The organism is Streptomyces sp. CC0208, assembly GCF_003443735.1.
Lineage (GTDB): Bacteria > Actinomycetota > Actinomycetes > Streptomycetales > Streptomycetaceae > Streptomyces > Streptomyces sviceus.
In genome coordinates this window covers 2,525,913-2,548,818 of sequence record NZ_CP031969.1, presented here as the reverse complement: position 1 = coordinate 2,548,818, position 22,906 = coordinate 2,525,913, and the positions used below count along the sequence as shown (strand labels likewise).

The 22,906-nt window shown below is 70.5% G+C and carries 15 protein-coding genes; 10 read left to right on the top strand and 5 right to left on the bottom strand.

What is annotated here, in order from left to right; genetic code table 11:
• Nucleotides 1-25: 25 nt before the first annotated feature.
• The 7 genes from D1369_RS11345 (at nucleotide 26) to D1369_RS11315 (ending at nucleotide 8,050) form a co-directional block, all read left to right on the top strand.
• A complete protein-coding gene (locus D1369_RS11345) occupies nucleotides 26-1,273 on the top strand; it encodes a spermidine/putrescine ABC transporter substrate-binding protein (RefSeq protein WP_007385012.1) in 1,248 nt (415 codons plus the stop codon).
• On the top strand, nucleotides 1,270-2,436 hold the full coding sequence (locus tag D1369_RS11340; RefSeq protein WP_007385013.1) for an ABC transporter ATP-binding protein: 1,167 nt from the start codon (nucleotides 1,270-1,272) through the stop codon (nucleotides 2,434-2,436). Before D1369_RS11345 ends, D1369_RS11340 begins: the two co-directional genes overlap by 4 nt.
• Entirely contained in the window at nucleotides 2,436-3,365 is a 930-nt protein-coding gene (locus tag D1369_RS11335; protein WP_007385014.1) for an ABC transporter permease, read from the top strand. The genes D1369_RS11340 and D1369_RS11335 overlap by 1 nt, the downstream gene beginning before the upstream one ends.
• A complete protein-coding gene (locus D1369_RS11330; RefSeq protein WP_007385015.1) occupies nucleotides 3,366-4,166 on the top strand; it encodes an ABC transporter permease in 801 nt (266 codons plus the stop codon).
• Between the two features lie 3 nt (nucleotides 4,167-4,169).
• On the top strand, nucleotides 4,170-5,573 hold the full coding sequence (locus D1369_RS11325) for an FAD-dependent oxidoreductase (RefSeq protein ID WP_007385016.1): 1,404 nt from the start codon (nucleotides 4,170-4,172) through the stop codon (nucleotides 5,571-5,573).
• A gap of 120 nt (nucleotides 5,574-5,693) precedes the next feature.
• Nucleotides 5,694-6,149, top strand: a complete 456-nt coding sequence (locus tag D1369_RS11320; protein WP_007385017.1) for a hypothetical protein — start codon at nucleotides 5,694-5,696, stop codon at nucleotides 6,147-6,149.
• Between the two features lie 104 nt (nucleotides 6,150-6,253).
• The gene (locus D1369_RS11315; RefSeq protein ID WP_007385018.1) at nucleotides 6,254-8,050 is read left to right on the top strand and encodes a glycoside hydrolase family 18 protein; all 1,797 of its coding nucleotides are present in this window, start codon (nucleotides 6,254-6,256) and stop codon (nucleotides 8,048-8,050) included.
• A gap of 3 nt (nucleotides 8,051-8,053) precedes the next feature.
• Here D1369_RS11315 and D1369_RS11310 read toward each other — a convergent pair whose 3' ends face one another.
• From D1369_RS11310 to gabT, 4 genes are all read right to left on the bottom strand, one after another.
• Nucleotides 8,054-9,358 carry a hypothetical protein gene (locus D1369_RS11310; protein ID WP_007385019.1) on the bottom strand — a complete coding sequence of 435 codons (1,305 nt, stop codon included), beginning with the start codon at nucleotides 9,356-9,358 and terminating at the stop codon, nucleotides 8,054-8,056.
• 4 nt (nucleotides 9,359-9,362) lie between these two features.
• Nucleotides 9,363-11,843: an AAA family ATPase gene (locus D1369_RS11305; protein WP_037901568.1), complete on the bottom strand. Its 2,481-nt coding sequence runs from the start codon at nucleotides 11,841-11,843 to the stop codon at nucleotides 9,363-9,365.
• 39 nt (nucleotides 11,844-11,882) lie between these two features.
• A complete protein-coding gene (locus D1369_RS44750; protein WP_342364925.1) occupies nucleotides 11,883-12,323 on the bottom strand; it encodes a phosphatase PAP2 family protein in 441 nt (146 codons plus the stop codon).
• Between the two features lie 544 nt (nucleotides 12,324-12,867).
• Nucleotides 12,868-14,202, bottom strand: coding sequence for a 4-aminobutyrate--2-oxoglutarate transaminase (gene gabT / locus D1369_RS11295; protein ID WP_007385022.1), 1,335 nt, complete (start codon nucleotides 14,200-14,202; stop codon nucleotides 12,868-12,870).
• A gap of 225 nt (nucleotides 14,203-14,427) precedes the next feature.
• On the opposite strand from gabT, the gene D1369_RS11290 reads away from it, so the two are divergent.
• From D1369_RS11290 to D1369_RS11280, 3 genes are all read left to right on the top strand, one after another.
• The gene (locus tag D1369_RS11290) at nucleotides 14,428-16,551 is read left to right on the top strand and encodes an ATP-binding protein (RefSeq protein ID WP_118082439.1); all 2,124 of its coding nucleotides are present in this window, start codon (nucleotides 14,428-14,430) and stop codon (nucleotides 16,549-16,551) included.
• A 130-nt stretch (nucleotides 16,552-16,681) separates the two neighbouring features.
• Entirely contained in the window at nucleotides 16,682-18,340 is a 1,659-nt protein-coding gene (locus tag D1369_RS11285) for a PucR family transcriptional regulator (RefSeq protein ID WP_118082438.1), read from the top strand.
• Between the two features lie 94 nt (nucleotides 18,341-18,434).
• Nucleotides 18,435-19,880: an aldehyde dehydrogenase family protein gene (locus D1369_RS11280; RefSeq protein WP_007385025.1), complete on the top strand. Its 1,446-nt coding sequence runs from the start codon at nucleotides 18,435-18,437 to the stop codon at nucleotides 19,878-19,880.
• A gap of 96 nt (nucleotides 19,881-19,976) precedes the next feature.
• Here D1369_RS11280 and D1369_RS11275 read toward each other — a convergent pair whose 3' ends face one another.
• Nucleotides 19,977-22,844, bottom strand: a complete 2,868-nt coding sequence (locus D1369_RS11275) for a glycoside hydrolase family 3 C-terminal domain-containing protein (RefSeq protein WP_118082437.1) — start codon at nucleotides 22,842-22,844, stop codon at nucleotides 19,977-19,979.
• Nucleotides 22,845-22,906 lie beyond the last annotated feature (62 nt).

The window sequence follows — 22,906 nt, the reverse complement described above, 5'->3', positions numbered from 1 at the left end:
CACCTTCCCGAAAGGGCACCAGCGCATGGAGCAGTACGAGCCCGACCGCCTGTCGCCGGCCCAAGTGGCCGCCATGCGGCGCAGCTTCCGAAGCGGCCGGGCCGCCATGACCCGGCGGTCCCTGTTGCGCGCCTCCGCGGGCGGCGCCCTCGCGGTCGGCGGCCTCGGCACGCTGAGCGCCTGCGGCATCCCCGCGGCCGGCAACACCCAGGGCGGCGTCTCCGCGGAGGACCACTCGGCCAAGGAGAAGACCGTCAACTTCTCCAACTGGACCGAGTACATCGACGTGGACGAGAGCGAGAAGCACCACCCCACGCTCGACCAGTTCAAGAAGCAGACCGGTATCTCGGTGAAGTACACCGAGGACATCAACGACAACGTCGAGTTCTTCGGCAAGATCAAGCCGCAGCTGGCGGCGGGGCAGGACACCGGGCGCGACATCATCGTGCTGACGGACTGGCTCGCCGCGCGGCTCATCCGGCTCGGGTGGGTCCAGAAACTGGACGCGTCCAACCTGCCGCACGCGTACGCGAACCTGTCCCAGCAGTTCCGCGAACCCGACTGGGACCCGGGGCGGGCGTACTCCTATGTGTGGCAGGGCATCTCGACCGTCATCGCCTACAACAAGAAGGCCCTCGACGGCCAAGAGGTGAAGTCGATCTCCGATCTGCTCGACAACACCAAGCTCAAGGGCCGGGTCGGCTTCCTGTCGGAGATGCGCGACAGCATCGGGATGACCCTCCTCGACATGGGCAAGGACCCGGCGAACTTCACCGCCGACGACTACGACGCGGCCATCGCGCGCCTCCAGAAGGCCGTCGACAAGGGGCAGATCCGCCGCTTCACCGGCAACGACTACACCTCCGACCTGACCAGCGGCGACTTCGCCGCCTGTGTCGCCTGGGCCGGTGACGTCGTCCAGCTGAAGGCCGACAGCCCGGACATCGACTTCATCATCCCGGACAGCGGATACATGACGTCGACCGACAACATGCTGATCCCCAACAAGGCCCGTCACAAGACGAACGCCGAGCGGCTCATCGACTTCTACTACCAGCCGAAGCCCGCCGCCGAGCTCGCCGCGTACATCAACTACGTGTCGCCCGTCGACGGTGTGAAGCCCGAGCTGGCGATGATCGACCCGGATGCGGCGAACAACCCGCTGATCATCCCCGACAAGGCCATGGCCGCGAAGTCCCACGCCTTCCGCTCCCTGAGCGCGAAGGAAGAGACGGCCTTTGAAGAGAAGTTCGCGAAGCTGACTGGGGCGTGATCACCGTGACGAACAAGAACACCGACAACAGCGGCGACGTCCGCCTCTCCGGCATCAGCAAGACGTACGACAACGGCTTCACCGCCGTACAGCCGCTCGACCTGACCGTCCCGCAGGGCTCCTTCTTCGCCCTGCTCGGCGCCTCCGGCTGCGGCAAGACGACCACCCTGCGCATGATCGCCGGTCTTGAGGAGCCCACGACGGGCACCGTGCACCTCGGCGACCAGGAGGTCACCCGGCTGCCGCCCTACAAGCGGCCGGTGAACACCGTCTTCCAGTCGTACGCCCTCTTCCCGCACCTCGACATCTTCGAGAACGTCGCCTTCGGTCTGCGCCGGCGTGGCATCAAGTCGGTGAAGAAGCAGGTCGAGGACATGCTGGAGCTCGTGCAGCTCGGGGAGCAGGCGCGGAAGAAGCCGCACCAGCTGTCCGGTGGCCAGCAGCAGCGGGTCGCCGTGGCGCGGGCGCTGATCAACACGCCCAAGGTGCTGCTCCTCGACGAGCCGCTGGGCGCCCTCGACCTCAAGCTGCGCCGCCAGATGCAGCTGGAGCTCAAGCGCATCCAGACCGAGGTCGGCATCACCTTCGTGCACGTCACGCACGACCAGGAGGAGGCCATGACCATGGCCGACACGGTCGCCGTGATGAACGCGGGCCGCGTCGAGCAGCTCGGCTCGCCGACCGACCTGTACGAGAACCCGAACACCACCTTCGTCGCCAACTTCCTCGGCACCTCCAACCTCATCGAGGCCGAGGTCGACTCCACGAGCGGCGGCGAGATCGTGCTGAAGGCGGGCGGCGGCAAGCTGGTGCTGCCCGAGGCGCGGTACGCCGGGCCGACCACGACCGGCGGCAAGGTGCTGGTCGGCGTCCGGCCCGAGAAGATCTCCCTCACCCACGCCGACGAGGCCGGGGAGATCCCCGTGGGCCGCAACCGGATCACCGGGACGATCGCCGACTCCTCCTTCATCGGCGTCTCGACCCAGTACGTCATCGACAGCCCCGTCTGCCCCGAGTTCGAGGTCTACGCCCAGAACATCGACCGCGACGACCGGCTCGTGCCCGGCGCCGAGGTCGTCCTGCACTGGAACCCGGCGCACACCTTCGGTCTGGACGCCGACCAGGACATCGACGCCGGCATTCAGGAAGAGGCGACGGTCTGATGGCGACGCTCACCGAGGCGCCACCGCCTCTGACCCCGACCACGCCCGAGAAGAAGCCCCCGCGCAGGAGGGGCCGCCTCACGCCGTACTGGCTGCTGCTGCCCGGCATCCTGTGGCTGCTGGTCTTCTTCGCGCTGCCGATGATCTACCAGGCCTCCACGTCCGTGCAGACGGGCTCCCTGGAGACGGGCTACAAGGTCACCTGGCACTTCGCGACCTACTGGGACGCGCTGGCCAACTACTGGCCGCAGTTCCTGCGCTCGATCCTGTACGCCGGTGCCGCGACGGTCCTCTGCCTGGTGCTCGGCTACCCGCTCGCCTATCTCATCGCCTTCCGTGCGGGGCGCTGGCGGAACCTGATCATGGTCCTGGTGATCGCGCCGTTCTTCACCAGCTTCCTGATCCGCACCCTCGCCTGGAAGACGATCCTCTCGGACAGCGGCCCTGTGGTCGGCGCCCTCAACACGCTGCACGTCCTGGACGTCACCAACTGGCTCGGCTGGACCACCGGCGACCGCGTCCTGGCCACGCCGCTCGCGGTGGTGTGCGGTCTGACGTACAACTTCCTGCCCTTCATGATCCTTCCGCTGTACACCTCGCTGGAGCGCATCGACGGGCGGCTGCACGAGGCGGCGGGCGATCTGTACGCCAAGCCGGTCACCACCTTCCGCAAGGTGACCTTCCCGCTGTCGATGCCGGGCGTGGTCTCCGGGACGCTGCTGACCTTCATCCCGGCGGCCGGCGACTACGTGAACGCCGAACTCCTCGGCTCGACCGACACGCGCATGATCGGAAACGTCATCCAGACCCAGTTCCTGCGGATTCTGGACTATCCGACGGCGGCAGCGCTCTCCTTCATCCTCATGGCCGCGATTCTCCTCATGGTCACCTTCTACATCCGCAAGTCCGGGACGGAGGATCTGGTTTAAATGGCCCTCGTCAACTGGCTCAAGCGTCATTTCGTCGTCATCGCGGGACTGCTTACTCTCGGATATCTCCTGCTGCCGAACATCGTCGTCACGGTGTTCTCCTTCAACAAACCGAAGGGGCGCTTCAACTACCAGTGGCAGCAGTTCTCCACGGACGCCTGGAAGGACCCCTGCGGCGTCGCCGACATGTGCGGCTCGCTGTCGATCAGCCTCCAGATCGCCTTCTGGGCGACGGTCGGCGCGACCGTCCTCGGCAGCATGATCGCCTTCGCACTGGTCCGTTACCGGTTCCGCGCGCGGGGCACCGTGAACTCGCTGATCTTCCTGCCGATGGCGATGCCCGAGGTCGTCATGGCGGCCTCGCTGCTCACCCTGTTCCTCAACCTGGGTGCTCAGCTGGGTTTCTGGACGATCCTGATCGCCCACATCATGTTCTGCCTCAGCTTTGTCGTCGTCGCCGTCAAGGCGCGCGTGATGTCGATGGACCCGCGCCTTGAGGAGGCAGCCCGGGATCTGTACGCGAGTCCCGTCCAGACCTTCCTCCGGGTGACCCTGCCCATCGCGGCCCCCGGAATCGCCGCGGGCGCGTTGCTGTCCTTCGCGCTCTCCTTCGACGATTTCATCATCACCAACTTCAACGCGGGCTCGACCGTCACCTTCCCCATGTTCGTCTGGGGTTCGGCACAGCGCGGAACTCCCGTTCAGATCAATGTCATCGGCACGACCATGTTCCTCGTCGCCGTGCTTCTGGTCCTGACCTCCATGGTCATCAGCAATCGCCGCAACAAGCAAAAGGCGTAAGGCATGAGCCGCTGGACAAAGGCCCTTTCCGAGGCTCAGCCCGTCCCGTACTGGCTGGACGACCCGAACAGGCCCCACCCCGAGCCCGCCCTCACCGGCGCCGAGACCTGCGACCTGCTGGTCGTCGGCGGCGGCTACAGCGGGCTGTGGACCGCGCTCAACGCGAAGGAGCGCGATCCCGGGCGGGATGTCGTCCTGCTGGAAGGCCGCGAGGTGGGCTGGGCGGCCTCCGGTCGCAACGGCGGCTTCTGCGCCGCCTCCCTCACCCACGGCCTGCCCAACGGGCTGACCCGCTGGCCGGACGAGATCCATCGGCTTCAGGAGCTGGGCGCCCGCAACCTCGACGAGATCGAGAAGGCGGTCGCCCGGCACGACCTCGACTGCGAGTTCGAGCGCACCGGCGAGATCGACGTGGCGACCGAGCCGTACCAGGCCCGGGAACTGCGTGACTGGTACGAGGAGCTCCAGGAGAAGGGCCTGGCCGACGGCGTCGAATTCCTGGACGCCGACGCGGTGCGCGAACAGGTCGCCTCACCGACCTTCGAGGCCGGACTGTGGGACCGCCGGGGCGTGGCCATGCTCAACCCGGCCAAGCTCGTCTGGGGCCTGAAGCGGGCGTGCCTGAGACTCGGGGTGCGGATCTACGAGCACACACCCGCGCTCACCCTGAAGGCGTACGGCGCCGGCATGGCCGTACGCACGCCGTACGGCTCGGTCCGGGCACGGAAGGTAGCGCTCGGCACGAACATCTTCCCGAACCTGGTCAAGCGGGTGCGGGCGTACACCGTGCCGGTCTACGACTACGCCCTGATGACCGAGCCGCTGAGCGAGCAGCAGCTCGCGTCGATCGGCTGGAAGAACCGCCAGGGGCTCGGGGACTCGGCCAACCAGTTCCACTACTTCCGGCTCTCCGCCGACAACCGCGTCCTGTGGGGCGGTTACGACGCGGTCTACCCGTACGGCGGCCGGGTGCGGGCCGAGTACGACGACCGGCCGGAGACCTACGCCAAGCTCGCCGGGCACTTCTTCACCTGCTTCCCGCAGCTGGAGGGCGTCCGCTTCACGCACGCGTGGGGCGGCGCGATCGACACCTGCTCGCGGTTCTCCGCGTTCTACGGCACCGCCCACCACGGCAAGGTGGCGTACGCGGCCGGGTACACCGGGCTCGGCGTCGGGGCGACCCGGTTCGGGGCGGACGTGATGCTGGACCTGCTGGCCGGGGAGAGCACCGAGCGGACCTCGCTGGAGATGGTCCGCAAGAAGCCGCTGCCGTTCCCGCCGGAACCCTTCGCCTGGACCGGTATCGCCCTCACCAAATGGTCCCTGGCCCGGGCCGACGCGCACGGTGGGCGGCGCAACCTGTGGCTGCGGACCATGGACAGGTTCGGTCTGGGATTCGACAGCTGAACGATCGTATGTGATCTGGTTCACTCCAACGGGTGGTCAGAACCCGCGTAATGCTTGCCAGGAGACCTTCCTCTCCCTCGGGACGCGACAAGCGCCGACGAGAGAAAGGGAGGTCTTCTCATGACTGGGGCGAAGACGGCGGTCGAGTGGCTGGCATCCGTCGCACCGGATCCCGAGGCCTGCCGCTGGGAGTGGGAGCGCAACCCCCTCGGGGTGGCGCTGCTTCCGGCGGGCAAGGCCTGGGACGTACTGATCCTGCCGGGCGAGCTCGGCTATCCGACGCTCGACGTCCTGACCCGCATCCTCGACCGGCTCGGCCCGGTGCTCGTCGACTTCGGCGACGCGCGCATGGGGTTCTTCGTGCCGCCGGGCACCGCGGCCCGCTGGCTGGGCACCGGTATCCGTACGGCCGGCGCCGGCACCTGGATCGTCGTGCCGTATCCGGGCCGGGTGGCCGGGGGAGGGGTGCGCTGGCTGGTCCCGCCGGACGGTTCCGGCATCCTCGTCGATCCGGCGCTGCTGGAACTCGCGATGCACGAGGCGGCGGCGGGCCTGGCGACGGAGGGCGACGGCTGAGCTGACGGGCCCGAAACGCTGACGGGAGGTCTTGACAACTCGAATTGGTCTGGACCAAGTTGGGCGCGCTTCACCCTCCAAATCCCCCATGCCCGGAGGCCCTTGTGGAACGCACCGGACCCATCAGACCTGTCCTCGCCGCGCTGACGGCCACGTTGCTGGCCCTGCCCGGCGTCGCCGCGCTCTCGTCGGCCGCCCGTGCGGCCGACGCGGACCTGGCGAAGAACGGAGGCTTCGAGGCGGGACTCGACGGCTGGGCCTGCTCCTCGGGTACGACGGTCAACAGTCCTGTGCACAGTGGGAGTTCGGCGCTGCAGGCGACCCCGGCCGGCAGCGACTACGCCCAGTGCGCCCAGACGGTGACCGTGCGGCCCGACGCGCAGTACACACTGTCCGGATACGTCCGCGGCGCCTACGTCTACCTGGGCACGAGCGGCACCGGCACCACCGACGTCTCCACCTGGACCCAGTCCGCCCCCGACTGGCAGCGGCTCACCACCACCTTCCGCACCGGCCCGTCCACCACCAAGGTCACCATCTACACGCACGGGTGGTACGGGACGGGCGCGTACGGCGCGGACGACGTGTCCCTCACCGGGCCGGGCGTCGAGGTCGGGCAGCCGCCGGCCACGCCCGCGGGGCTGAAGGCGGGCACGATCACGTCCTCCAGCGTGACCCTGTCCTGGACGGCGGTCACGGGCGCCACCGGCTACGCCCTCTACCGGGACGGAGTCAAGGTCCAGACCGCGAGCGGGACTTCGGCTACGGTGAGCGGCCTCGCGCCCTCGACGGCGTACGGCTTCCAGGTCGCGGCGGTCAACGAGGCGGGGGAGTCGGCAAGGTCTGGCCCCCTCAACGTGACCACGACGGCCGGGAGTTCCCCGGACCTCCCCGCCCACGCCCTGGTCGGCTACCTTCACGCGAGCTTCGCCAACGGCGCCGGCTACACGCGCCTGGCCGACGTCCCCGACAGCTGGGACGTCATCGACCTGGCCTTCGGCGAACCCACCTCGGTCACCTCCGGGGACATCCGCTTCACCCGCTGCCCTGTCACGGAATGCCCGAACGTCGAGTCCGACGCCGACTTCAAGGCGGCGATCAGGGCGAAACAGGCTGCCGGGAAGAAGGTGCTGATCTCGATCGGCGGCCAGAACGGCCAGGTCCAGCTGACCACGACCGCGGCCCGGGACGCCTTCGTCTCCTCGGTCTCCTCGATCATCGACACCTACGGCCTGGACGGCCTGGACATCGACTTCGAGGGCCACTCGCTCTTGCTGAACGCCGACGACACGGACTTCAGGAACCCGAAGACCCCGGTGATCGTGAACCTGATCTCGGCGCTGAAGACGCTGAAGGCGAAGTACGGGGCCCGCTTCGTGCTGACGATGGCCCCGGAGACCTTCTTCGTCCAAATGGGTTACCAGTACTACGGCACCGGCAAGTGGGGCGGCCAGGACCCGCGCTGCGGCGCATACCTCCCTGTGATCCACGCCCTGCGCGACGACCTGACCCTGCTGCACGTCCAGGACTACAACTCGGGTCCGATCATGGGCCTGGACCACCAGTACCACTCCATGGGCGGTGCCGACTTCCACATCGCCATGACCGACATGCTCCTCACCGGCTTCCCGGTCGCCGGCGACCCCGAGAACGTCTTCCCGCCCCTGCGCCCCGACCAGGTGGCCATCGGCATGCCCGCCTCTGTGAACGCCGGCAACGGCTACATCTCCCCGACGGAGGTCACCAAGACCCTGGACTGCCTGACGAAAAGAACGAACTGCGGCTCCTACCCCACCCACGGCACATGGCCCACCCTGCGCGGCCTGATGACCTGGTCGGTCAACTGGGACCGCTACTCCGGCGGGGAGTTCCGGAAGACCTTCGACGGCTACTTCGGCTGACGGTCACTCCAGGACCGCCGCCCACAAATTCGCGAGCGTCGACGCCCGCTCGGCGTCCCCGAGGGCGCCGAGCACCGAAGGAAGATGCAGGGACACCGAGCGCACCCGGGCCGACGTGGTGCCGTCCCAGCGTCGTACGGCGATGTTCCCCCGTGTCGCCGAGCCGCTCCCGGGGTGGATCAGCACGCACGTCGGCGGGCCGCCGGCGGGCTGCCGGGCCAGCGCGTGCGCGTACAGGAACGCCTGGTAGAGGTCGGAGGGGCTCAGCTTCCTGCTGTCGTAGAGCTTGTACTTCAGGTCCACCGGACGGCGCAGCGGCTCACCGTCGAGGGTCCCCGTGACCAGGACGTCGGGGCGGACCTCCCCGTAGGGACGTTCCGTTCGCTCGTCGTACAGCACTCCCCGGTGCCGGGTCTGGTCGCGCACGGTGAGTCCGGTGCCGGTGGCCGCCTCGCGCAGCAGATGCGTGAGGAACACCTCGAACAGGACGTTCATGTCCACGAGGAAGGCCCGTGAAGCGAGCGGGCCCGGGGCCAGGAGGTCGGCGATACCGCCGCCGGACAACAGCAGGGCAGCCCAGCGGTGGGCGCTCCGGTAGTGGGTGTTGTGCCGGTGGTAGTCGAGCCCGGCCAGCGCGGTCCGGAGGTCACCCAGTCGTGTGGGAGCGACTCGCGCGAAGCTGGTCGCTGCGCGGCGGGCCCGTGCGCGTACGGCAGGACTGCGGGCTGTGCGCGCTGCGAGATCCACCGCGGCGGCGCAGAGACGGTTGTCCACGATGTCGGTGTCGTGCTCGTCGAACCGGCAGGCGAGCCGGTCCAGCCGACCGTAGTGCCGTAGGAGTTGACGGCTCGGGAGGATTCGGCCGCGTACGGCCGGCAGGTCGTCCTCGGTGGTGACGTAGTCCTGGCGCACTCCGCGGGACAGCAGACGTTCGCACTCCTCGGTCAGCAGAAGGGCGACCAGATCCCGCAGATGCGGGGCGCCCTCGCGCACCGTGCGGGTGGCGTCGAGCGGCGGGAACCCACGGCCCGCCGTGTACTCCAGCATACGCAGCACGTCGAGTTCGCCGCCGAGGTACTTGGGCAGGATCCGTATCTCGCAGGCGTCGAACCGGACGACCCCGACACAGGGGCCCGCGGTCACCTCCAGCCTCCCGCCCGCGAGTTCCCGGACCGTGAGGCGCGAGGCGAGCTGCTCGCTCGCGCACAGGGAGCGGTCGGCCGGGCCGAGCCGGACCCCCTCGACGACCGTGGTCTCGTACTCCCGCAGATCGATCCGGAGCGGTCCGCTATCCCGCAGTGTCGCCACGGGACTACTCCACCGCCCCCGCTTTGAGCTGGAGTTCGGTGTAGAGGGCGGTGACCAGCCCCTCGTCGCTGAGATCTCGCACGGTGTGCGCCTCAAGATCGACCAGCGCTTCGCCGAGGAAGGCGGCGAGCAGGGAGTAGTCGTCGTAGGCGTACTCCTGGAGGAGGGGCAGGATCTCGTCGCGGACGATCGCGGCCAGCCCGGACACGGTGTCGACCGGAGCGCCGTTCGGCAGGAAGAAGGCCTGCCCGATCTGCTTCTCGCGGTCGAGGTGGGCTCGTATGCGCTGGTTGAGGGCGTCGAGCAGGTCGGCGAGGTGTAGTTGTTCCACATGACACCCCTGGAGGGGCGCGGAATCGGGGAGTTGCTCCAGGAAGGCGAAGCGACGGCGGATGGCCGCGTCCAGCATCCGGATGGAGCGGTCGGCGGTGTTCATGGTGCCGACCAGGTACACGTTGTCCGGCACAGTGAACTGCTCCTGGCTGAGCGGCAGCAGCACCTGGCAGCCCCGCTTGTCCTTCTCCAGCAGGGTGATCAACTCGCCGAAGATCTTCGGCAGGTTGCCGCGGTTCAGTTCGTCCACGACGACCAGGTACGGGTGGCCGGGATCGGCGGCGGCCGCCTGGCACACCCGCTTGAACACCCCGTCGACCCGGTCCAGCATGAGACCGCCGGACCCGCCCTTAACCGGGCGGAAGCCCTCCACGAAGTCCTCGTAGCCGTAGCCGGGGTGGAAGGCGACCGTGGTCAGCCGACCCGCCGCGGTCAACGCGTCGAGCGTGCGCCGGAAGGCCGGGGCGCCGGGCTCGGCGTACGGGTCCACCCCCGGCAGGTCGCCGCAGAGCTCACCGAGCCAACGGACCGCGAAACGCAGGGCGGTGTACGTCTTGCCCGTGCCCGGAGGACCGTAGAGCACCGCCTGTCCCCGCCGGTCGAGCGCCTCGGCGAGCGGGGTCAGCCCGGCGTCCAGAGGGCGGGCGGTCAGAGCGGCGTCGGCGGGGTCGGAGACCGGGTCGTCCTCGACGGACGGCACCGACTTGGCCCGCCGGATCCTGCTCCACACCTGGGCCGAGACGTCCCTGACGGTGACGGTCGCCCAGGACCTCTCGGGCTCCTCCAGCCGTCCCGCGAAGCTCTCGTCCCATTCGACCTCGACGGTGTGCCGGTAGTGCGGGCGGTCCTCCCGCCAGCTGTAGCCGTCTCCCCCCACCCGGCCCACGGCGAGGATCTCGCTCGTGCCCCTGTTGGCGACCACAAGGTCACCGGGCCTGAGGCTCTGGAGTTTCCAGAGCTCGTTGGCCTTCGCGGAGATCTTCGACTGGTAGCCGTTGTACTCGTCCGCGTAGGCGGTGGCGAACGCTGCCAGGAACTCGTCCTTGTCGGCGAACGAGCGCAGGTCCGCCACCTCGTCCCAGCCGACCGCGATGAAACCGCCGTCCCGGCACTCGTCCCACAACGAGCCGTTCGTGCCGGGCGCGACTTTGACGATCTGCTGCGTCCGGACCGGGTTGGTCCACCAGTACAGAAACAGCACCACCAGGTCGTACGACCAGTCCGCGAACCGCTGATCGGCGTCGATGACCTCCCTCAGCCGCGCGTGAAGCGCGAACCGGTCCAGTTTGGGCACGGGCTCGCCGGTGAGATGGTGGACGAAGTGCCGTACGACATCGTGGCCGTAGACCGCGAGGGAGACCTCTGGCGCGTAGATCCGCAGCGTCTTGGCGACCAGGGCGGGGCCCGAGCGCACCGCGTCGATGGTGTCGATGTCGGCGATCCGGCCGTCGCGGGCGGCGGTCACGGCCGCGACGATCCCGGACCGTACGGCCTGCCAGGCCTCCTGCTCGTCGGCGTAGCGCGAGTCGTGCCACCAGGAACCGTCCTGGCTGCGTTGGTAGATGAGGTGCTTGGTCGAGGAGCCGCCTGCGATGCTGCCGAGTGCCTTGCTGCCGAACTCCAGCAGATAGCAGTACGGCCGGGTGTTCGCGCTGTCCCCCTGCCCGAGGGCGTACCGCTCCAGCGGCAGGGTCGGCCAGTCCTCCCAGGGGAAGTCACGGCGTACGTCCTCGGCCGCCTCCTTCATTGCGCGCAGTTCCCCCGCGAAGCGGTCACTGTCGAAGGCGCGGACCGCTTCGTCCAGGGGCCACGGCCGCATCGTCGCGGCCTGGTGCGGCGAGATGGGGCGCAGCACGCAGCTGCACGCGCTGGTGAGGGGCTGTCCCGAGCCGCCGAGGAGGCCGATGGACTTGGCGAACGCGGTGCGGGCAGCCGTGTCGTGGGACGGTGCCGAGTCGATGAGTCGCCGCCACAGCAGGCGGTCCGGGTCCGGGAAACGGGGAAGCGCGTCGCCGTCGGTGAGATGGCCGCACTGTGGATCGTGGTGGATCTTGCTGCCGTAGAGGGGGAGGACGACCTCGCCCGGTGACGGCGTCAGTGCGAAGTCGTGGTTCTCGAAGGTGACCGTCACCTTGTGCTGCTCGTCGGGCATGGTGCTTCCCCCCGGTCCCGGCCGCCGTCTCGCGACCGGCTATGTGCTCTCGTCCTGTGCCGGCTTTCGACCGTAGCGCCTGAAGGCCATCGCCAGGAGCTGAAGCAGCACTGTGCACAGGCACCAGCTGCCCACCACGTCCAGGGGCCAGTGCCAGCCGCGGCGGACCAGGCCGAAGGAGACGCCGAGGACGAGAAGGCCGTAGCCGATGACGAGTGCGCGGCGGGTCCGGGCGGACCGGAGCCAGGGCAGGACCAGGAGGGTGGCGGCGCCGTACGCGACGGCCGCCGTGGCGGTGTGGCCCGAGGGGTAGTAGCCGGTCCCGGGCGACACGACCGTGCCCGGGCGGTCGGTGAGTTCCTTCAGGGGGACCACCAGGGCCGGGACCAGGGCCATCAAGGCGGCCGCCGCGGTGGACGGCAGCCACCAGCGGTCCGTTCCGGCGCGGCGGGCCTGCCGGGCCGACCAGAGCAGAGCCACGACCAGGACCGGGAGCGCGACCTCGACATTGCCCAGGTCGGCGAGTCCCGCCGAGACACGGTCCGGATGGATCAGGGCGCGGCTGATCCGCTCGTCGACACGCAGAAGCGGCCCGTCCTCGACGACCTGCCAGGTGATCAGGGCGAAGAGGAGGGCCGGAATTCCGAGAAGGAGGATGAGGAAGGCCGGCCGCCCCGGAACAGGGGGGGTGGTTCCGGGGCGGCCGATCAGATCGGTTCGTCGGCCGCCCCGGGGGGTTTGGGGCGGGCGACTGTCCGATCGGTGAGGAGATCCGGAGCCGGAAGCTCCAGTTGTGTGCGCGAGGGCACGACCAGGTCGAAGCTGGGGAGGCCCCGTCCTGATGTCACCCACAGTCCCCTGTGGGCGGGGTGTATCTCTCATCTGGGTAGAACCTACGGCAGGGCGACGGCGTACGACAGGCAGAATCCCGTCCTCACGACCACCTCGCACACCTTCTTCACACCCTCTGCCTCTCGCCACCGCAGCCCCGGAATCCCAACGGATGCGAGGCCTGCCTGTGACGTCAGATGCGGGTGAAGGCCTGCTCGATGATGTCGAGGCCCTCGTTCAGCAGGTCCTCGCCGATGACGAGCGGGGGCAGGAAGCGCAGCACGTTGCCGTAGGTGCCACAGGTCAGGACCAGCAGGCCCTCCTGGTGGCAGGCCTTGGCGAGCGCGGCGGTCGCCTCCGGGTTCGGCTCCTTGGTCGTACGGTCCTTGACGAGCTCGATGGCGATCATGGCGCCGCGGCCGCGGATGTCGCCGACGATGTCGAACTTCTCGGCCATCGCGGTCAGCCGGGCCTTCATCGTGGCCTCGATCGCCTTCGCACGCGCGTTGAGGTCGAGCTCCTTCATCGTCTCGATGGCGCCGAGCGCGCCGGCGCACGCGACCGGGTTGCCGCCGTACGTGCCGCCGAGGCCGCCCGCGTGGGCGGCGTCCATGATCTCGGCGCGCCCGGTGACCGCGGCGAGCGGAAGACCGCCGGCGATGCCCTTGGCGGTGGTGATCAGGTCCGGGACGATGCCCTCGTCCTCGCAGGCGAACCACTGGCCGGTGCGGCAGAAGCCGGACTGGATCTCGTCGGCGACGAAGACGATGCCGTTGTCCTCGGCGAACTTGCTGATCGCCGGCAGGAAGCCCTTCGCCGGTTCGATGAAGCCGCCCTCGCCGAGAACGGGCTCGATGATGATCGCGGCGACGTTATCCGGGCCGACCTGCTTGGTGATCTGGTCGATGGCCTGGGCGGCGGCCTCGGGGCCGGCGTTCTCGGGGCCGGTGGGCCAGCGGTAGCCGTACGCGACGGGCACGCGGTAGACCTCGGGGGCGAAGGGTCCGAAGCCGTGCTTGTACGGCATGTTCTTCGCGGTCAGCGCCATGGTGAGGTTGGTGCGGCCGTGGTAGCCGTGGTCGAACACGACGACGGCCTGCCGCTTGGTGTACGCCCGCGCGATCTTGACGGCGTTCTCGACGGCCTCGGCGCCGCTGTTGAACAGGGCCGACTTCTTGGCGTGGTCACCCGGGGTGAGCTCGGCGAGGGCCTCGGCGACCTCCACGTAGCCCTCGTACGGGGTGACCATGAAACAGGTGTGGGTGAAGTCGGCGAGCTGGGCGGAGGCCCTGCGCACGACGGCCTCGGAGGAGGCGCCGACGGACGTCACGGCGATGCCCGAACCGAAGTCGATCAGCCGGTTCCCGTCGACGTCCTCGATGATCCCGCCGCCCGCGCGCGCCGTGAAGACGGGCAGTACGGACCCCACACCCTGCGCGACCGCGGCGACCCGGCGGGCCTGCAGCTCCTGCGACTTGGGTCCGGGGATGGCGGTGACGACGCGGCGCTCCTGCGGAAGTGCGGTCATGAGGGGCTCCTGGGGTGGTGCGGGCGCTTACTTCTCTTCTCGCAGGCTAGGCCGGGGACGGGGGGGTGGGCATGCTCCATGTGGGCGTTGTCCGGAGAACGGGTTGTCCGCGGTGGACATGGCGCCGGCCACGACGCCCGGCCACGTAAGCAGTGAACTCCCCTGGCGGGGGCGTTAGATTGGCCGCTGACGGTGGACGGAACGGCTGGTCAGGGAGCAGGGGCGATGGACAGCGACGGGACGCAGGACGCGCGGGGTACGCATGCGAATCCTGTGCCGCGGGCACGGTCGGGGATGCCGCCGATGCCGTCCCAGGCGCCCGGAGTGCCCCCGCTGCCGGACGGTTCGGCGTTTCTGAGCTGGCTTCGGGCCCCGCGCCCTGAGGCCGCGCCCGGTGTGTGGCGGTTCGGTCATCGTCCCAGGCCTGAGAAGGAGCCGGAGCAAATCCCGACGCGGCAGCTGCTCAGCGGTGCCGTGATCGGGTTCCTCTGCGGATGGCTTCTCTGCTCCCTGCTGTACAACGGATACCTGGGCGGATTCTGGCTGTGGCCCTGGTTCGTGATGGCTCCGGACTCGTGGACACTGGGGCGCGCCGGGTGGCTGAGCTCCCTCTCGTATGTCTATGAAGGACTCTTCTTCACCGCGATCTTCATGGTCTTCGGGAAGATCAGCCGCTGGGGCGAGGTCTGGCGTCGCTACGGCCCCCCCGCCTGGCGTCCGGCCGCTCCCGCTCAAGAGTCGCCGCCCGCCCCCGAGCAGGACCCCGCCGAATGGCCCCAGCTCCGGGCCGCCGGTGCCGTCGATGCCGCCGAGCGGCTTGCCGCCGAGGCCAGGGCCGGGTTGATGCGGGACGTGGACCATGCCCGGATCGCGCGGGCCTGGCAGGGCGTGCGCAGTGGTCGGTTCAGCCTCGCCACGTTCACCGGTGCCGTGCTCCAGGAGGGCGCCGCCGCCTGTCTGCACCCGTCCGGGGAGCGGGACCTGCCCGCCCGGCTCGCCCGGCATGATCTCCTCACCGGCCAGGTGCGGCTGGGGACCACCGCAGACGACGCCCGCAACCCGTACGCCTACCGGGGGGCCGGGCTCGGGCTCGGCCCCGAGCTGCTCGGGACCTCGCTGCTCGCCGTCGGGCCGGCCGGGTCCGGGAAGACCGGGACCGTCATCAGGCCGATCGCCGAGTCGTTGTGTCTGCACGCGCTCGCCGGGCGGGCCGCCGTCGTGGTGGTCGGTGCCGCGGGCGCGGGGCTCGGACCGGCCGACGCCTACGACGTCGTCGTACAGATCGGGAATCCGGACTCGGTGTACGACCTCGACCTGTACGGGGGCACGACCGATCCGGACGAGGCCGCGGCCGTGCTCGCCGAGGCGCTGGTCGGGGACCTCGCCGAGCCGCACCAGGGGGGCGACACCCGGCGGTCCACCACCGTGCTCGCCCAGCTCCTCGGGCCGTTCCGGGCGGTCCACGGCCGCTTCCCCTCCGTACCGGAGCTGCGGCAGCTGCTCGACGGGGCGCCCGGGCCGATGGCCGCGCTGCGGAAGGGGCTCGAGGACTCCGGGCAGGAGTCGCTGCTGCGGGAACTCGACGCGCGGGAGCGGCAGATGGGGAATCCGGGGGATGTGGGGGGCATCCTCGCGGACCGGATCGCGCTGCTCGACCGGCCCGCGTTCGCGTCGTTCTTCCACAGTGCGGGCTCCGACCCGTCCGGGCAGTCGCGGCCGTTCTCGCTGAAGGCCCTCGACCACCCCGTCCGGGTCCGGATCGACCTGCCCCAGCGCGGACACGCCGACGCCTCCCGGATTCTGGCGCGGCTGGTGCTCGCGCAGTTCACGGCGAGCGTCGCGGTGCGCGAGGACCGCTCGCTGTTCGCCTGCCTGGTCGTCGACGACGCCACGGGGATCGTGACCCCCGAAGCGGTACGCGGAGTGCAGCGGCTGCGGTCCGGCAACGCGGGAGTGGTGCTGACGCTGCGGACGCTGGACGACGTACCGCGACCGCTGCGCGGGCCCCTGCTCGGCGCCATCGGGTGCCGCATGGCGCTGTCCGGGCTCACCCCGTGGGACGGGCAGGACTTCGCCGAGGTGTGGGGCAAGGAGTGGATCGAGGCGCGGGACGTCACCGACCGGCAGATCATCGCCGAGACCCCGGCCGGCAAGGTGCTGCACGCGGTGCGCCAGGTCATCACCGGCAAGGCGCCGACCGCGCGGGCGGTGACCGTACGGCAGGTCGAGCGGGAACGGTGGTCCGCCTCCGAGCTGGCGCACGCGGTGCCCCCCGGGCACGCGGTGCTGTCGCTGACCACCGTGACGGGTGAGCACGCGCCGCCACTGCTGGTGGATCTGCGGGGATGACGTGACCTGAGGACCGTACGGTGAGGCAGAATCGTCACAGGTCGTTCATACACGGCGGCCAAAAGATCACTCGCCTCCGCACGTTCCTCCGCTCGCTCCTCCGCACACCTCTTCGAAGGCCCAGGGCCCCATGCCACCCACCCTCGCCTCGCTGGTCCACCACTCCGCGCTCAAGCTGACCGTGCGCGCGGGCGAGGACCGGCTGGACGTCCCCGTCCGCTGGGCGCACGTGAGCGAGCTCGCCGATCCCGTCCCCTACATGGAGGGCGGGGAGCTGCTGCTGATCACCGCCCTGAAGCTGGACGCGGAGGACCCGGAGGCGATGCGGCGGTATGTGAAGCGGCTGGCCGGGGCCGGTGTGGTGGGACTCGGGTTCGCCGTCGGGGTCAACTACGACGAGATCCCCGAGGCCCTGCTCGACGCGGCCCGCGACGAGGGGCTCCCCCTGCTCGAAGTGCCGCGCCGCACCCCCTTCCTCGCCATCAGCAAGGCCGTGTCCGCGGCGATCGCGGCCGACCAGTACCGGTCCGTCACCGCTGGCTTCGCCGCCCAGCGCGAACTGACCAGGCAGGCGCTGACCGACGGCCCGGAAGGGCTGCTCGCCGCGCTCGCCTCCCAGGTGGACGGCTGGGCGGCGCTCTACGACGCCTCGGGCGCCGTCGTCGCCGCCGCGCCGGAGTGGGCAGGGCGCCGGGCCGCGCGCCTCACCGCCGACGTGGAACGCCTGCGGGAGCGGCCCGCGCCCGCCTCCTCCGTGGTCGGGGGGTCCGGCACCGGTGACAACGACGACCGTGTGGAGCTGCACTCCCTGGGCACCGGTCGGCGGCCGCGGGCCGCGCTGGCGGTGGGGACGGCCGCCGCGCTCGGTACGGCGGAGCGCTACGCGGTGCACTCGGCGATCGCACTGCTGACGCTCACCACCGAGCGCTCCCGCTCGCTGCAGGCCGCCGAGCAACGGATCGGGACGGCCGTACTGCGGATGCTGCTGGCGGGTGAGCCGGAGCACGCGCGCACCGTCGCGGGCGACCTGTACGGCGGGCTCCTGGACGCGCCCTTCCGGCTTGTCGTGGCGGAGACGGCGGTCGTGTCGTCGGTGCGGATCGCCGCCGACACCCCCGCCCGGGTCCCGTCCGCCGCCGCGCTCGCCGCGGCCGCCGACACGAACGGCGATCCGCTCGGGGCGCTCACCGAGATCGTGGAGTCCGCGGCGGCCCGCTCCGGGGAGAGCGTGCTCGTGGTGCCCGAGGGGGAGCGGCTGGTGGTGCTGGCCGCGGACGGCGGGGCCGCCGTCACCGCGTGCGCGGAGTACGCGGTGGCGCTGGAGGCGGCGCGGACGCGCGAGCAGGCCGGCGCCGGGGACGAGGACGAACTGGTCGTCGGCGTCTCGGCCCCCGCCGGACCGATCGCCGCAGCGGCCGCCTACAAGCAGGCCGAGCAGGCACTCTCGGTGGCCCGGCGGCGGGGCCGGGTGTACGTCGAGCACGAACAGCTGGCCTCCGGATCGGTGCTGCCGCTGCTGGCCGACGACGCGGTGCGGGCCTTCGCGGACGGGCTGCTGCGGCCGCTGTACGAGCACGACGCGACCGGCCGGGGCGACCTGGCCGCCTCGCTGCGGGCCTGGCTCTCCCGGCATGGCCAGTGGGACGCGGCCGCCGCCGACCTGGGCGTTCACCGGCACACCCTGCGATACCGGATGCGCCGGGTCGAGGAGATCCTGGGCCGCTCCCTGGACGATCCGGACGTACGCATGGAGCTGTGGCTGGCGCTGAAGACGGCCTCGGCGGAGTAGGCCTCACCGGGAGTGCCGAACCGGAGTGTCCAGGTGCCTCACTGCTACACCCCGGACAAATTCGATCCCGCCCTCCCGGCCCTACCGTGGGGACATGACTTCCACCCACGCCTTCTGGCTCGCCGGCCGCCAGGTCACCGGCGAGGACACCTTCGACGTCACCTCCCCGTGGGACGGCCGGCTCGTCGGCAAGGTCGCCGTGCCGGACGACGAGCAGATCGAGGAGGCCGTGGCCGCCGCGTACGCCGTACGGGACGAGTTCGCCGCCACTCCCGCCCACGTCCGCGCCGCCGCCCTCGACCACGTCAGCCGCAGGCTCGTCGAGCGCACCGAGGAGATCGCGCGGCTGATCTCCGCCGAGAACGGCAAGCCGGTCAAGTGGGCCCGGGGGGAGGTCGGCCGTGCCGTATCGGTGTTCCGCTTCGCCGCGGAGGAGGCCCGGCGGTTCAACGGGGGTGAGGCCCAGCGCCTGGACACCGACCTCGGCGGCCAGGGCCGGCTCGCGCTGACCCGGCGCTTCCCGAAGGGGGTCGTGCTCGGGATCGCGCCCTTCAACTTCCCGCTCAACCTCTGCGCCCACAAGATCGCCCCGGCGATCGCGGCCGGCGCGCCGATCATCCTGAAGCCGGCCCCGGCGACCCCGCTGTCCGGGCTGATCATCGGCGACCTCCTGGCCGAGACCGAGCTGCCCGCCGGCGCGTGGAGCATCCTGCCCGTCCCGAACGACCGGATGCCCGCCCTGGTCCAGGACGAGCGGCTGCCGGTGATCTCCTTCACCGGTTCCGAGAAGGTCGGTTACGCGATCATGGACTCGGTGCCCCGCAAGCACTGCACCCTGGAGCTGGGCGGCAACGGCGCCGCGGTCGTCCTCGGCGACTGGGCGAGCGACGAGGACCTCGACTGGGCCGCGAGCCGCATCGCGACCTTCTCCAACTACCAGGGCGGCCAGTCCTGCATCTCCGTGCAGCGGGTGATCGCCGACGCGTCGGTGTACGACCGGCTGCTGCCGCGGATCGTCGCCGCCGTCGAGGCCCAGGTCACCGGCGACCCGGGCGACGACAGGACCGATGTCGGCCCGCTGGTCAGCGAGGACGCGGCGGTGCGCGTCGAGGCGTGGGTGAAGGAGGCCGTCGAGGCGGGCGCCACCCTGCTCACCGGCGGCGACCGCGACGGCGCCTCCTACGCGCCGACCGTCCTCACCGACGTCCCGGCCGACACGACGATCTCCTGCGAGGAGGTCTTCGGACCCGTCCTCACCGTGCAGAAGGCGGACGGCGAGGCTGCTGCCTTCGCCGCTGTCAACGCCTCCAAGTACGGCCTCCAGGCAGGGGTGTTCACCCACGACCTGCAGGCCGCCTTCCGCGCCCATCGCGCTCTTGAGGTCGGCGGCGTGGTCATCGGTGACGTGCCCTCCTACCGTGCCGACCAGATGCCGTACGGCGGTGTCAAGCAGTCCGGTGTGGGCCGCGAGGGCGTGCGGTTCGCGATGGACGACTACACGTACGAGCGGGTGCTGGTGCTGACGGGGCTCGCCCTCTAGCTAACGGGAATCATTTTCATATAGGGTCCCCGAAGAGGCCCGGCACCGATGCCTTCCGGTGCCGGGCCTCTTCTTGCCGTCAGCCGTTCCGGTCCCTCAACCGGAGAAGCCGACGTGCGCGAGCCGCAGCGGGCCGCGCAGCCCGAGGTGCACGTCGTGCACGCCCTCGGCGGCGATCCCGGCGCCGAGGGTGGTGTAGTCGTACGGTCCGGAGTCGGACTCCGCCACCTCCCAGGTGGCGAGCACCGCGCCCCCGTCCAGTGACAGCTCGATGGAGCCCTTGCCGGACACGGTCACCCGCACCTCGGTGACGCCGTCGCCGAAGTCGCAGTCCCGGTAGACCAGTTCGCCGTGACCGCCGTCGCCGGCCGTCACCGCGTCGCCCGCCGTCCTCGTCCGGTCGACGATCTCGACACCGCTCCCTTCGTCGAAGTCCGCTCCTTCCAGGCTCCGTTGGAGCACGGGCCGTGGTGCGGCGGGCTCGCCGTCGAGCAGCACCGTCGTGCGCAGCCGGATGTCCTCGCTGGAGGCACCGGCCAGGAGTTCGTACGGGCCCGGCTCCCGTCGCCACCGGCCCTGCGCCACGTCCCAGAACTCGAAGGCGCGCAGCGGGGCTTCGAAGGACAGCTCCTCCTCGGCGCCCGGGGCGAGCGTCACCCGCCGGTGGGCCACCAGCTCACGGCGCGGGCGGGGGAGGGCCGGGTCGATCGCCCGGGTGTAGAGCTGGGCGACCTCGTCGGCGGTGACGTCACCGGTGTTCGTGATCGTGAACGAGACGTGCGCGGTCCCGTCGTCGATCCGCACGTCCAGGTCACCGTACGAGAAGGACGTGTACGACAGCCCGTGCCCGAACGGGAACAGGGGTGTGCCCTCGAAGTACAGGTAGGTCTGGCGGCTGCCGATGACGTCGTAGTCGAGCAGGCCCGGCAGGTCCGCGTCGCTCTCGTACCAGGTCTGCGGGAGGCGGCCGGCGGGGGAGACGTCACCGGCCAGGACGCGGGCCAGGGCGGTACCGGCCGCCTGGCCGCCGTGGGCCGTCCACAGGGCCGCGGCCAGGTCCGACGTGTCGACGGCGTACGGGTAGGCCGAGACCAGGGCCAGCACGGTCCGGGGGTTCGCGGCGCGGGCCGCCCGCAGCAGGCGCTCCTGGTGGGCCGGCAGCCGCAGGGAGGCGCGGTCCTCGGTCTCGCGGCCGTTGATGTGCGGGTCGTTGCCCGCGACGACCAGGACGACGTCCGCCTCGGACGTGACCCGGGTCACTGCGTCCTCGCCGCGTTCGGCGATGATCAGCGTGAAGGTTTCCGCGTTCCCGTCGTTCCCGTCGTTTTCGGCGGCAACCTTCACTCCGTCCGCGGCGACAGTGACGTGGCGGCCCGTACCGAGGTGCCTGAGGAGGTGACCGCTGCCGTGCGGTTCCAGGCGGAAGGTCTCCTGGACGACCCAGCCTCCGGGCTGGTCGGCGGAGGCGCGCAGGTAGCCGTCCTCGGCGACGGAGAGATAGCGGCCGTCGGGGGCGCGCAGCGTGAGGACGCCCTCGTCCCAGTCGATCAGGGCGAACTCGGTACCGGTCGCGTCGGTCGTCAGCGGGGGCAGGTCCGTGCGCCCCGCGAGCAGCGCCGGGTCCAGGGCGCCCTGGGCGCCGCGCGTCGCGTCCTCGTCGTTCTCGGAGGCGTTCTCGGCGGCCAGGACGTGCAGAAACGTCCCGGCGGAGGTCTTGAGCCGGACCCGGTCCACGCCCTCCGCGAACTCCACCCGCTCGGCGCCGAACCGCTCGTACAGCCCCTCAAGCGGGGTGGAGCGGTGGATGAGCGTGCCGCTGTACCAGTCCAGCTTGCACTCGTCGGCGAGCAGGCCGACGACGGCGAGCCGGGTGTCGGGGGCGAGCGGGAGCACGCCGTCGTTCCTGAGCAGCACGATCGCCTGCTCGGCGGCCTCCTGGGCGAGCGCCCGGTGCGCCGGGGTGTCGAAGTCCCGGACGTCGGCGTGCGGGTCGTGCTCCGGGTCGAACTCGCCGAGGCGGAAGCGGACCGAGAGCTGCCGGCGGACCGCGGTGTCGATCTCGGCCTCGGTCAACAGGCCCTGGTCGAGGGCCCCCTGGATGCGCGCGATGATCTGCGAGCTGTCCGTGCCGTGGTCGGTGAAGCTGTCGACGCCGGCCCTGAGGGAGGCCGCGGTGGCCTCCTCGTGGGTGTCGAAGTAGTGCTCGTGATCGACCAGGTTGGAGGGTGCGCCCGCGTCCGAGCAGACCAGCAGCTCCTCCTGCGTCCAGGCACGCAGGTGCTCACGCAGATACGGCGAGACGTGGTTGGGGCGGCCGTTGACGAGGTTGTACGCCGGCATCACACCGGCCACCGCGCCCGCTTCGACCGTCTCGCGGAAGGCACGCAGGTCGTACTCGTGCAGCACGCGCGGACGCACCGAGCTCGACGAAGTGGCCCGGTCCGTCTCGTTGTTGTGGGCCAGCCAGTGCTTGAGCACCGGGGCCGTGCGCCAGTAGGTGGGGTGGTCGCCGCGCAGCCCGTGGGTGTAGGCGGTGGCGATGGCCGAGGTGAGCTTCGGGTCCTCCGAATAGCCCTCCTCGTTGCGGCCCCACAGCGGGTGCCGGAGCAGATTGACGGTCGGGGCCCAGATGTTGAGGCCGACCCTGTCGTCGCGGGCGCGCATCGCCCGGACCTCCTTGGACACCGCCTCGCCGACCCGCCGTACGAGATCGGTGTTCCAGGTCGCGCCGAGGCCCACCGCCTGCGGGAAGACCGTCGCCGGGCCCATCCACGCGACGCCGTGCAGCGCCTCCTGGCCGGTGCGGAACGCGGCGATGCCGAGCCGTTCGACGGCCGGGACGAACTGGTGCAGGAATCCGATCTTCTCGTCGAGGGTCAGCCGCGACAGCAGATCGTCGATGCGCTTCGCGAACGACAGGTGCGGATCGCGAAACGGCGGAGTGTGCGGCGGGTGTGCGGTCACGTGGGGATCCCCTTGCGATGGATCGATTCGATGCTTTCGAAGCGCTTCGATGCTCATTCGGC